Origin of the sequence: Kluyvera sp. Awk 3, from assembly GCF_028069715.1 — a bacterium.
In the GTDB taxonomy this organism is placed as follows: domain Bacteria; phylum Pseudomonadota; class Gammaproteobacteria; order Enterobacterales; family Enterobacteriaceae; genus Kluyvera; species Kluyvera georgiana_A.
This window is the reverse complement of the sequence record NZ_JANEWH010000053.1, coordinates 1-11,806: the sequence shown is the minus strand read 5'-3', so window position 1 is coordinate 11,806 and position 11,806 is coordinate 1. Positions and strand designations below refer to the sequence as shown.

Here is an 11,806-nt window from a genome sequence, read left to right as displayed (position 1 = left end):
TACACTAAAAGTCGTGAAACTGAAAATTTGATAAAAATCATTTTAAATCATAATGTTGATTGATGGTGGTGAAAAAAATCTGAAAAACGACCGACAAATACGGTGAGGTTTCCCGGGCGAGGTTATCGCCCGGGAAAGAGAATTACAGTGGGCCAACCTCATAACGATAGCCGTCACCGTCGGCGACGAACTCCAGACGATGCGTAATACACTCCGGCGCATCCTCCGCATGGTGCGAGACAAACAGCAGTTGCGTTTTGCCTTCGCTAATCAGCACGTCGATAAACCGACGCACTACCAGACGGTTGAGTGGATCCAACCCTTGTAGCGGTTCGTCGAGGATCAGCAGCGTAGGGTGTTTCACCAGCGCGCGAACAATCAGCGCCAGCCGTTGTTGTCCCCAGGAGAGGCTGTGGAAAGGCGCGTCGGCGGTACGGGCATCCATGCCGAGGATTGCCAGCCATTCGTCGACCAGCTTGCGCTGTTTATCGGAAACCGCCTGATAGATACCGATTGAGTCAAAGTAACCGGAGAGAATCACGTTGCGTACCGTGGTGCTGACGCGATAGTCCAGATGCAGACTGCTGCTGACGTAGCCGATATGCTTTTTGATATCCCAGATGGTCTCACCGCTGCCGCGTCGGCGGCCAAAGAGCGTGAGGTCATTACTATAACCCTGCGGGTGATCGCCGGTGACCAGGCTCAGCAGCGTCGATTTTCCGGCGCCGTTGGGGCCAACGACCTGCCAGTGTTCACCGGGGGCGACCGTCCAGCTCAGGTGATTGATGATCGGACGATCGTTATAGGACACAACGCCGTCGCGTAGCACGATACGCGGCTGATCGTCGGGTAATGCGAGGCGGGCGGAAGGGGCGTCGGGTTCCGGAAGGGTCATACCTGAAAGTTTTTCGCTGTGCGCCAGTTGGGCGATTAACGTCTGTTCGAGCAGCGCTTTTTTCTCGCCGATTTCCGTTAGCGTACAGTCGGCCAGCACGCCGGCAAACGGCACGAAATCCGGGATGTCGTCGAAGCGGTTGAGCACCAGCACCAGCGTATAGCCTGCGTCGTGCAGCGTAGCCAGATGATCGGCCAGCTGGCGGCGTGAGCTCACGTCGAGGCCATCGAACGGTTCATCGAGAATCAACAGATCTGGCTGCGCCATCAGCGCCTGGCAAAGTAGGGTTTTGCGGGTTTCACCGGTCGACAGGTATTTGAAACGGCGCTCAAGCAGATGGCTGATGCCAAACTGCGCGGCCAACTGTGCGCAGAGCGCGGGGTTTTTGATTTCATCCTGAATAATCTGCGCGGCGGTGCGCCCGGTGTCGTCTTCGTCCGGGCTGAGCATGTCGGTATTATTGCGCTGCCACTCATCGCTCACCAGCTTTTGCAACTGCTCAAAGGAGAGACGAGTGATGCGGGTAAACTGGCTCTCGTGGCTACCGGAAAGCAGAGGGAGTTCACCCGCCAGCGCGCGTGCCAGCGCCGATTTACCGCTGCCATTACTGCCGACAAAAGCCCAGCTTTCTCCAGCGCGTAGCGTCAGTTGCTCAATTTTTAACGTTTTTGTATCGCTAAGACGAAACGTGCCTTGCGAAATTTGCAATGATGACATGATGTATCCCGTTTTTTGCAGCAATATGCATCAGGGATACGTCTTCCTCAGCGCAATGTCAATGCCATCAGCATAACGTGGCGATAATGATGCGATCGGCGTTAAAGAATGCTGTGACGTCAGCGCCTTCCTCCAGCGCTTGCGCCTCGTTCAGAGGTAAGGTGGCGCACAGGCTTTGCCCATCTGGCAGCGTCATCAGCACTTCGCACTGCTCCGTACCGCGCTCGATATGGCTGATGCGACAAGCCAGCTGGTTATCGGCTTCGGCAGCCACCGCCGGGTCGCGAGTGACGTTGACCCACGGAGCTTTCAGCAGCACAAGCACCTCTTTACCTTCATCAAGCCCCAGGCGCTCGCCGCTTTGCGCGGTAATGGCAACCTTCAGGCGAGTGGAACCGTCGGCGAGCAGAATATCAACGTGCTGCTGGACCTGCTGGTGGTCGCGGCGAGTGACGGTGCCAAACCATTGGTTGCGGGCGCTGGTTTGCAGCGAGAAGCGGGAGATCGCAGCCAGTAGGCTATCCAGAGGCAGCGCATCATCATCGCTCAGTACGTCGAAGGCTTTCTGCTGAATCTGTGCCAGCAGATCGTAAAGCTGAATCAGGCGCTGGCCATAGCGGGTCAAAACCGCGCCGCCGCCGCCTTTACCGCCGGTTGCACGGTCAACTAACGAGTGCTCGCTAAGTTGATTCATTTCATTAATGGCGTCCCATGCGCTCTTATAGCTGATGCCCGCATTTTTGGCCCCCTGGCTGATGGAGCCGGTCTGTGCTATTTGTTTGAGGAGCGAGATGCGGCGCGGATCGGCGAACAGGCGCTGCTGGAGCTTGAGGGTAAGAAGGATTTCAGCCTGCATAAGAGTATCCTGGCAAGTAAAAGGGCATTTTGACCCAAATGTCTGCGAGCGCAAAGCGCACCGCACAAAAGGGAGTGTATTTCTGCGATATCCGGTTACAATAGCAACATCACATTGTATGGAGTAAACCATGTTAGAGTTGTTGAAAAGTCTGGTATTTGCCGTAATCATGGTACCCGTAGTGATGGCTATCATCCTGGGGTTGATTTACGGTCTGGGTGAAGTGTTCAACATCTTCTCCGGCGTTGGTCATAAAGACAGCAGCCAGCAAAACCACTGATTTCCTCAAAAACGCCCGGCACTCCCGGGCGTTTTGCTATGAAGTTCCCGAAAACCCTGCCGATAATATCCCGTAAATGCAGCAACAATTCGCGAGTCTGTAATGCAATCATTGTGGAAAGTCCTTATACTTATCGTTATATTTTTATTTATATAACGTTGAGTTCAGGAGTGTTAAATGACAGGTTCATGGTTACGTCTTTTTGCCGGAGCAGCATTAACGCTGTCGGTTGTAGGGCAAGCGTCGGCACAGGACGCGAAAATCACCGTTTTCGCCGCTGCTTCGCTGACTAACGCAATGCAGGATATCGCTAAAGAGTATAAAAAAGAGAACAACGTTGACGTGGTTTCCTCTTTTGCTTCTTCTTCGACGCTGGCTCGCCAGATTGAAGCCGGGGCACCAGCCGACTTGTTTATCTCTGCCGATCAGAAATGGATGGACTACGCGGTAGATAAGAAAGCCATCGACACCACCACGCGTGAAACGCTGCTGGGTAACAGTCTGGTCGTTGTCGCACCGAAGGCCAGCGAGCGGGGAGACATCACCGTGGACGCGAAAACCAACTGGACTAGCCTGCTGAAAGGCGGCCGCCTGGCGGTGGGCGACCCGGATCACGTTCCGGCGGGCATCTACGCGAAAGAAGCGCTGCAAAAACTCGGGGCGTGGGAGACGCTGTCGCCGAAACTGGCGCCGGCGGAAGATGTGCGCGGTGCGTTGGCGCTGGTTGAACGGAGCGAAGCGCCGCTGGGAATCGTCTACGGTTCTGACGCGGTGGCCAGCAAAGGTGTTAAAGTGGTTGGTACGTTCCCGGAAGATTCCCATCAGAAAGTGGAATATCCGATTGCCATTATCGATGGCCATAAAAACGCGACCGTCTCGGCGTTCTATGACTACCTGAAAGGGCCGCAGGCGTCTGAAATCTTTAAACGTTACGGATTCACGACTCGCTAATGATATTGACCGATCCCGAATGGCAGGCGGTAGTGCTGAGCCTGAAAGTATCCTCCCTGGCCGTCCTGTTCAGTTTGCCGTTTGGGATCTTCTTTGCCTGGCTGCTGGTACGCCGCCATTTTCCCGGCAAGGCGCTGCTGGACGGCCTTATCCACCTGCCGCTGGTGCTGCCGCCGGTGGTAGTGGGCTATTTATTGCTGGTGGCGATGGGGCGTCGTGGCTTTATTGGCAGTTGGCTGTATGACTGGTTCGGCCTGACTTTCGCTTTTAGCTGGCGGGGCGCGGTGATCGCCGCGGCGGTGATGTCGTTTCCGCTGATGGTTCGGGCGATTCGTTTGGCGCTGGAAGGTGTCGACGTCAAACTCGAACAGGCGGCACGCACCCTGGGCGCCGGGCGCTGGCGGGTGTTCTGCACCATTACGCTGCCGCTGATGCTGCCGGGCATTATCGTCGGTACCGTGCTGGCGTTTGCTCGTTCACTCGGCGAGTTCGGCGCGACCATTACCTTTGTCTCCAATATTCCCGGCGAAACCCGCACCATTCCGTCGGCGATGTACACCCTGATTCAGACTCCCGGCGGCGAAAGCGCCGCGGCCCGTCTGTGTCTGATTTCTATCGTTCTGGCGCTGATTTCGCTGATGATTTCCGAATGGCTGGCGGGCGTTAGCCGCCGCAGGATGGGGGCGTAAACCATGCTGGAACTGAACTTTAGCCAGACGCTGGGCACGCACTGCCTGGAAATTAATGAATCGCTGCCGGCTTCCGGGATCACCGCCGTATTCGGTGTTTCAGGGGCGGGCAAAACCTCGTTGATTAACGCCATCAGCGGGCTCACCAAACCGCAGCAGGGGCGCATTGCGCTCAACGGCCGCGTGCTGAACGACGTTGAGCAGGGCATCTGCCTTGCACCGGAGAAGCGCCGTATCGGTTATGTGTTTCAGGACGCGCGACTGTTCCCGCACTACAAGGTGCGCGGTAATTTGCGTTACGGTATGGCGAAAAGCATGGCGGAGCAGTTTGATAAACTGGTGGCGCTGCTGGGCATTGAGCCGCTGCTCGATCGCCTGCCGGGCAGTCTGTCCGGCGGTGAAAAACAGCGTGTGGCGATTGGTCGCGCATTGTTGACCGCGCCAGAGCTGTTGCTGCTCGATGAGCCGCTGGCTTCGCTCGATATCCCGCGCAAGCGTGAACTGCTGCCGTATCTGCAGCGTCTGGCGCGGGAGATCAATATACCGATGCTCTACGTCAGCCACTCGCTGGATGAGATTCTGCATCTGGCCGATAAAGTGCTGGTGCTGGAAGGCGGGCAGGTCAAGGCATTCGGTAATCTGGAAGACGTATGGGGCAGCAGCGTGATGCATCCGTGGCTGCCGCAGGATCAGCAGAGCAGCATTCTGCGCGTGACGGTACTGGAACACCATCCGCACTATGCGATGACCGCGCTGGCGCTGGGCGACCAGCATATCTGGGTGAACAAACTCGACAGGCCGCTACAGAGTGCGGTGCGCGTGCGCATTCAGGCTACTGACGTGTCGCTGGTGCTGCAGCCGTCGCCTCACACCAGTATCCGCAACGTGCTGCACGCCAAAGTCCTTCAGTGCTATGACAATAATGGTCAGGTCGAAGTACAGCTGGACGTCAGCGGTCGTACGCTGTGGGCGCGCATCAGCCCGTGGGCGCGGGATGACCTGGCGGTGAAGCCAGGCCAGTGGTTGTACGCCCAGATAAAGAGCGTGTCGATTACCGCCTGATTACAGCAGGTGACGGTTGATGTAGTCGGCGATGGCATCGGTGGTGTTATCGCCGATAACCACGTTGGCGCGCGCTTTCACCGCGTCGACCGCATTGCCCATCGCCACGCCGGTACCGGCGGCTTCCAGCATGCTGATATCGTTAAAGTTGTCGCCAAACGCCACCACGTCCTGCATTGACCAGCCCTGCGCGGTGATGAACTGCGTCAGACGTTTGCCTTTGCTGTTGCCCTGACGCGCGATATCCACCTGATCGTGCCACGACCATTCGCACTCCAGTTGCAGCGTCTGCTCAACGTGTTTCGCGAAGTTTTGCAGCTTTTCGCCGTCTTCATCGGTCAGGGCAAATTTCCAGACGTTATTCACTTCACGGGCGGCCTGCGCCAGCGAATCGACCTGAGTAAAAGACGGGCGCTGCGCTTCCGGCAGGCTCTGCGCCCAGTTGCTGGTGCGAATCACGTGGCCGGTTGGGTACTGGTACATCATGGTATCGTCGACATACATCAGGCCGTGAATCTGGTGCTCATCCAGCAGAGAAATCAGCTGTTGGGCTTTTTCGACCGGCATCGGATCGGCATCCAGTACTTTTTTCGCTTGATAATCATACAAGTAGGTGCCATTACAACAAATTGCAGGTGTATCCAGCGCCAGTGCCTGATAAAAAGGATGGATGGCAACGTGATGACGACCGGTGACGATCATTAATTGATAACCTGCCGCTTTGGCTCGATTTAGCGCTTCCAGGGAAGAGGGCAGGAGGGTTTTCTTTGGCGTCAGGAGCGTTCCGTCCAGATCCAGGGCAATCACACGTGCAGTCATAGTGTTGTCTCGAGTTTAAGAGAAAATTCGCTGTGCAGGATGGTACACCGAGATACCTGTACGGCAAAATGGTGTGATAAATAGCCGCAAATTATGTGTTTTCAGAAAGGAGTATTCATGAAACAGACCGTTTATACCGCCAGCCCGGAAAGCCAGCAGATCCACGTCTGGACGCTGAACCACGATGGCAGCCTGAAGCTGGTCCAGGTGGTGGATGTTCCGGGTCAGGTGCAGCCGATGGTCATCAGCCCTGATAAACGTTATCTGTACGTTGGCGTGCGTCCGGAATTTCGCGTGCTGGCCTACCGTATTGCGCCGGATGACGGTGCGCTGACCTATGAAGCTGAAGCGCCGCTGCCGGGCAGCCCGACGCATATTTCGACCGACCGTAAAGGCAACTTTATCTTCAGCGCTTCGTACAATCAGGCCAACGTGGCGGTCATTCGTCTGGAAGACGGCCTGCCGCGCGACACCGTGACGGTGGTGGATGGCCTGGAAGGTTGCCACTCGGCGAATATCTCCCCGGATAACCGCACCCTGTGGGTGCCGGCGCTGAAACAGGATCGCATCTGCCTGTTCACCCTGAGCGACGACGGTTTCCTGTCCGCGCAGAACCCGGCTGAAGTGACCACGGTAGAAGGCGCCGGTCCGCGTCATATGGTGTTCCATCCGAACGAACAGTACGGCTACTGTGTGAACGAACTGAACAGTTCCATTGACGTGTGGGAGCTGAAGGATCCGCACGGTAAGATTGAATGCGTGCAGACGCTGGATATGATGCCTGCTGATTTCACCGACACGCGCTGGGCGGCCGATATCCACATTACGCCGGACGGTCGTCATCTGTATGCCTGTGACCGCACCTCCAGCCTGATTACCGTGTTCAGCGTATCGGAAGACGGCAGCGTGCTGTCACTGGAAGGTTTCCAGCCGACGGAAACTCAGCCGCGTGGTTTCAACATTGACCACAGTGGAAAATACCTGATTGCGGCAGGGCAGAAATCGCACCATATCGCGGTGTATGAAATTGCCGGCGAGCAGGGGCTGCTGCAGGAAAAAGGGCGTTATGCCGTGGGTCAGGGCCCAATGTGGGTAGTGGTTTACGCCCACTAAGTTAACGCATAAAACCACCTGCGTGACGCAGATGGTTTTGCCCCTCAGAAATCCAGATCCAGAACGGCGTATTTCTGCTGTTCATCCTGCCGTTCGCTCTCCTTTTTAAGAATGCTGCGCTCGTACATTTTAAAGAATGGGTAGTACATCAGGAATCCGGCCAGAATTACCAGTATGGCGACGATTGGGCCGCGCCAGTCCATGGTGATGAAATACTGTGCAATCGGCGTGGGGATGCCACCAACCTGAGCGACTGGCCCGCGAACCCATCCCATCTCGAAGATTAAATAGGTGATTGAAGCCAGAACGGGCGTTCCTAATACGAACGGAAAGAAAAAGTAGGGATTGAAGGCAATAGGAAAACCGTACACCACCGGTTCTGAAATGCCAAACAGCGAAGGCACGATGGCTGCTTTTCCTGCCGCTTTGAGCTGCGGAGCCCGGCTCATCAGACCCAGAATCGCGATAGCGCCGGTAATACCTGATCCGGTACAGGCCGCAAAGGCTCCCCACCATCCTTCCGTAAATACGTGTTCCGTCGGTAGGCCCTGGGCAAAGTTGGCGGCGTTCAATGACAGATACTGGGTCATAAAGGGCAGCGTAAAGCCAATTAAAATCGCGTAGCCGTTTAAGCCGAAAAACCAGAAGATCATCTCCAGTAAAATAATCGTGAAAACACCCCACACGGAGTCGATGCCGCTGACCGCAGGGGCCAGAGCCGTCGTGAAGAGCTCTGGTACAATCTGTTGATTGAACAGCGTCTGGCTGGCAATGGAAATTGCGCACGCGATCATCACAACAAACAGCAGCGGAAAGATGGACTCGAAGGTTTTGGCTATCATATCGGGCAAGCCATTAATGCGGATGGTGATCTTTTTGCGATAGGCCCAGCTTATAAACTCGACGGTCGCCAGCGACGCGATGATTGCCACAAACAAGCCGCGGGAATCAAGGAAGGCGATGTTGATACTCCCATCAACCATTTTGCTATTCAGAATCATGGTCACCATCACCGAGCTAATTATCGGGTACAGCGGAGCAACATTAATTTTCTGGGTATGATGATAGCTAATGGTTATCGCGCAATAGATCGACAACAGACCGAAAGTAAAGGTAAATGGAAGCTGTAATAGCGCGCCATAATTCGTAAAAAACTGGCTAACGGCGGTTTCCGGTGAAAACAGGCTACCTAATCCAGAAATGATTAAGCTGATGGAACCCACCATCAGAATCGCCATTAAGCTAATCATTCCATTCTTAATTGATGAAATAAAACGATTCTGCTCGATTTTGGTAGCAACAAAAACCATATTTTTCTCAAATTTATTGAGAAATATCGGAGTACTGGTCATTGAGAACCTTCCTTGCTCGGCCGATTCAGATGATATAAGTAGAGGGCTTGTTTCAGAATAAGTGCGCCATCGGCTAACCCATAGGCTTGACTATCAATAACCTCAATAGGTTTGCCATGTTGCCTGGCAATCGTCGTCAGATCGTCAATTTTATGCTTCATCTGGGGGCCAACCAGCACGAGATCGTAGTCGGCAATATAGGTAGGCAGATCCCCAGCGTTTCGGGCATCGATACGAATATGCTGGCCTTTTAATTTTTCACTTTTCTCGACAACGTCGCGCATTTTGCTCACCATCACGCTGGTGGATGCGCCTAAATTGCAGACAAGGAGAATAGCTAAGTTTTCATAGTTCATAGTCATCGTCCTGATAGTTTATTTTTATGTAGCTCGATAAATTCACGATAAATATTCTGTGCCAGCAGGACATTCATTAAATGATCCTGAGCATGAACAAACAGCATGGAAAATGTGATTGGCTGGCCGTTTATTTCGCCTTGTAGTGATTCACTTTGAATATGGTGCGCCTGCTGGAGGATGTTTTCAGATTCGTTAAAGCAACGTTCGGCTTCCGTTATATCGCCACTTTTCGCGGCCTTTAGCGCATCGTTTAACAGTGAGAAGCTTTCACCCGCACAGGCGATGATGCTGAACCACCGCTGTTCATCGGTCATAGTATGTTCTCCACGTGGAAGACGGCGTCATCCAGCAGTAGCTGCGTATTGTGATGCTGTTTCAGACTGGTGGCAGGGAGCGTCTCGCATGGCGGCGTCATCAGCAGGCGTTGGATAATGTCCCGCTTATGCGCTCCGTTGGCGACAGCAATAATTTTTTCGCTGGCCAGGATATTGGCGATCCCGAACGTAATTCCCTGACGCAATGTCGTCGACTGAGGGAAATATTTCTGCGCGACGCGGACGGTGGTTTCGCTCAGGTTAGAGACATGCGCCAGCGAGCTAAACGCGACGCCGGGTTCATTGAGCCCCAGATGACCGTTCTGGCCTATACCAACCAGAACCAGACGAAGCGGCTGTTCGGCCAACAGCTGATTCATACGATGGCACTCTTCTTCCAGCGCATCTCCTGCTCGCCTGGCGTCAAACTGCCGTAGTTGACCCGGTCGCAGCGATAGATGCTGATAGAGGTCATGGTGCATCGCATACTGGCAGCTACCTTCGTCCTGTGGACCGAAACCGACCCATTCATCCAGCCCAACCAGCGTGGCGCGAAGCGGAAAGGGGCGGCGTTGGTATTGCGCCGCCACATAGCGATAAGCCAACTGCGGCGTATCACCAGAAGCCAGGCAGACAGAGCCTTCTTGCTGTAAGGCGGCGATGATGGCATCGCCGAGAAGCTGCGGGAATTGGTGTCGTGAACAAATCGCTAGCTCCATTAGCGCCACTCCCCGGTATAGTCCTGATATTCGTTGAGCAATTCGTCGAGAATTTGCGTAGCCACCGCGAAATCGTTGATCAAGGGATGAATCATTAATGCCCGAATCGCGCTCTGTTTGCATCTGTTCTCAATGGCATGGATCGTTAAATTTTCGAAATGTTTGATGGTCTTAATAATATGCATCTGATAATCCGGCATCTCCTCCACGCGGCGCGGAATAATCTGCCCATCACGCATATCACAGGTAATTTCAATGACGTCATCCGGCTGCAAGCCACGAATGCTGTCGTTGTTTTTCACCAGTATGGTCATTGGCCATGCGGTTTTTTTCTGTAGCCCTCGGATAATATTTAACGCAATCCCCGAATAACCACCGGTATCCGGTGCGGCCAGAAACGCTTCCAGATTTAAGGCGTTATAATGATTATCACGTCGGCCATTGCTCTCAATGGCAAAATAGGAATTCTCTCGTTCCAGAAGATATGTGGAAAAAATAGCAAAACGCTCTTCTATACTGGCTGCATGGTGTTGCTTCAGGTCAGCAAGCATTCGCATATTAATATCCTGAATTAATTCACCTCGCGCATAACCATGACGGGAAATTGAGTGAATGATGGCATGGTGATTAAAATAGAAGTAGAGGTATTCATTTGGTAGTTCTTGTTTCAAAAAGTCTATTGTCGCGCGGTCAAAAAGCTTCATCTCCGTCTCTTTAAACAGTTGCTGATGACTGAGCACCTGTTCCGTGACGTCCTGAGCGTCGACGGTGAAATCACGATAGAACGACAGATGGTTCAAACCATAGCAGGTGGCGGAGAAACGCATAACGTCGACGTTGAGCAGATGCGCCATTTCACGCATAAAACTCGCCGGGCCATCACAAATACCGTACACATTATCGTATCCGGCGTTAATCAGCGCCTGGGTAACAAGCCCGGAGGGGTTCGTGAAGTTAAAGAACAGGACATCTTTTGCCGAAACCTGACGCGCCAGTTCGAGATACTGCTTTAATACCGGGATAGAACGTAGCGACATCGCGAAGCCGCCAATGCCTGTCGTCTCTTGTCCCAGAATATTATATTTCTGGGCTAATCTTTCATCAAAAACTCGACCACTATCACCACCTACACGCAATGTGGTAATAACATAGTTGGCATCTTTTAATGCGATGTTGGGATCGGTTGTCAGACAAATAGTGACTCGGGGATTAATTTTTTCCACGATGGCTTGCGCCAGCCCACCGTAGATTGTTAATTTCTCCTCATTGCTGTCCATCAGACATATTTCAGTCAATGCAAGATCGGTTGCCTGCAATGCTAATGTTCTGGCCAGATATGGGGCGCGAACGCCGCCCCCGCCTAATACGGTTAATTTCATTAAGGTCACTCCTTTTTAAGCGGTTAAGATATTCAACCGCAAATAAAACAGGCGCGTGACATCAGGAATCAATCAAACGGCAGTTATTGACGAGTTCATGGTCACGCCTTGAAGTTCGATGGTATATTCAAATTTACTGCCACGGGCTATTTCGATTGTATATTCAATGGGAATGTCATCCGAAAAAGCTATGCGCTCGATTTGTAGGCCGGGAGAGCCCGTTGTTTCATTAAGATGCTTAGCAATATCTTTCTTAATGTTTATGGCACGGAAAGTATCAACAGCTCGACGAATTGAAAGA

The 11,806-nt window shown here is 53.3% G+C and carries 14 protein-coding genes; 5 read left to right on the top strand and 9 right to left on the bottom strand.

All coding sequences use genetic code 11. The features are described from left to right. Positions 1 to 142 precede the first annotated feature (142 nt). Both modF and modE read right to left on the bottom strand, forming a co-directional pair. Positions 143 to 1,612 (bottom strand): molybdate ABC transporter ATP-binding protein ModF, encoded by a 1,470-nt coding sequence (gene modF, locus NNN71_RS12670; protein WP_271458625.1) that lies wholly within the window; start codon positions 1,610 to 1,612, stop codon positions 143 to 145. A gap of 67 nt (positions 1,613 to 1,679) precedes the next feature. Further along, positions 1,680 to 2,468: a molybdenum-dependent transcriptional regulator gene (gene modE, locus NNN71_RS12665; RefSeq protein ID WP_163449195.1), complete on the bottom strand. Its 789-nt coding sequence runs from the start codon at positions 2,466 to 2,468 to the stop codon at positions 1,680 to 1,682. A gap of 130 nt (positions 2,469 to 2,598) precedes the next feature. Here modE and NNN71_RS12660 point away from each other — a divergent pair, with 130 nt between their 5' ends. The 4 genes from NNN71_RS12660 to modC all read left to right on the top strand — a co-directional run bounded on the left by NNN71_RS12660 (position 2,599) and on the right by modC (position 5,450). Beyond that, positions 2,599 to 2,748: an AcrZ family multidrug efflux pump-associated protein gene (locus NNN71_RS12660; RefSeq protein ID WP_064548379.1), complete on the top strand. Its 150-nt coding sequence runs from the start codon at positions 2,599 to 2,601 to the stop codon at positions 2,746 to 2,748. 177 nt (positions 2,749 to 2,925) lie between these two features. Then, positions 2,926 to 3,699 (top strand): molybdate ABC transporter substrate-binding protein, encoded by a 774-nt coding sequence (modA, locus tag NNN71_RS12655; RefSeq protein ID WP_249022141.1) that lies wholly within the window; start codon positions 2,926 to 2,928, stop codon positions 3,697 to 3,699. Next, positions 3,699 to 4,388 (top strand): molybdate ABC transporter permease subunit, encoded by a 690-nt coding sequence (gene modB / locus NNN71_RS12650; RefSeq protein ID WP_163449197.1) that lies wholly within the window; start codon positions 3,699 to 3,701, stop codon positions 4,386 to 4,388. The genes modA and modB overlap by 1 nt, the downstream gene beginning before the upstream one ends. 3 nt (positions 4,389 to 4,391) lie before the next feature. Continuing rightward, entirely contained in the window at positions 4,392 to 5,450 is a 1,059-nt protein-coding gene (gene modC / locus NNN71_RS12645; protein ID WP_163449198.1) for a molybdenum ABC transporter ATP-binding protein ModC, read from the top strand. On the opposite strand, the gene NNN71_RS12640 is transcribed toward modC, so the two are convergent. Further along, positions 5,451 to 6,269, bottom strand: a complete 819-nt coding sequence (locus NNN71_RS12640; RefSeq protein WP_223802187.1) for a pyridoxal phosphatase — start codon at positions 6,267 to 6,269, stop codon at positions 5,451 to 5,453. Between the two features lie 117 nt (positions 6,270 to 6,386). On the opposite strand from NNN71_RS12640, the gene pgl reads away from it, so the two are divergent. Continuing rightward, complete coding sequence (gene pgl / locus NNN71_RS12635) at positions 6,387 to 7,382, top strand: 6-phosphogluconolactonase (RefSeq protein ID WP_163449200.1); 996 nt, start codon at positions 6,387 to 6,389, stop codon at positions 7,380 to 7,382. 44 nt (positions 7,383 to 7,426) lie between these two features. On the opposite strand, the gene NNN71_RS12630 is transcribed toward pgl, so the two are convergent. The 6 genes from NNN71_RS12630 to NNN71_RS12605 all read right to left on the bottom strand — a co-directional run. Then, positions 7,427 to 8,632: a PTS sugar transporter subunit IIC gene (locus tag NNN71_RS12630; RefSeq protein ID WP_271458624.1), complete on the bottom strand. Its 1,206-nt coding sequence runs from the start codon at positions 8,630 to 8,632 to the stop codon at positions 7,427 to 7,429. Positions 8,633 to 8,730: 98 nt separating this feature from the next. Then, the gene (locus tag NNN71_RS12625) at positions 8,731 to 9,090 is read right to left on the bottom strand and encodes a PTS sugar transporter subunit IIB (protein ID WP_271458623.1); all 360 of its coding nucleotides are present in this window, start codon (positions 9,088 to 9,090) and stop codon (positions 8,731 to 8,733) included. A 2-nt stretch (positions 9,091 to 9,092) separates the two neighbouring features. Beyond that, a complete protein-coding gene (locus NNN71_RS12620) occupies positions 9,093 to 9,407 on the bottom strand; it encodes a PTS lactose/cellobiose transporter subunit IIA (RefSeq protein WP_271458622.1) in 315 nt (104 codons plus the stop codon). After that, a complete protein-coding gene (locus NNN71_RS12615) occupies positions 9,404 to 10,126 on the bottom strand; it encodes a 6-phosphogluconolactonase (protein ID WP_271458621.1) in 723 nt (240 codons plus the stop codon). Before NNN71_RS12615 ends, NNN71_RS12620 begins: the two co-directional genes overlap by 4 nt. Continuing rightward, positions 10,126 to 11,505, bottom strand: coding sequence for a family 4 glycosyl hydrolase (locus NNN71_RS12610; RefSeq protein ID WP_167576371.1), 1,380 nt, complete (start codon positions 11,503 to 11,505; stop codon positions 10,126 to 10,128). The genes NNN71_RS12615 and NNN71_RS12610 overlap by 1 nt, the downstream gene beginning before the upstream one ends. A gap of 72 nt (positions 11,506 to 11,577) precedes the next feature. Beyond that, positions 11,578 to 11,806: UTRA domain-containing protein (locus NNN71_RS12605; protein ID WP_271458620.1), on the bottom strand; the 229-nt coding region annotated here is incomplete at its 5' end.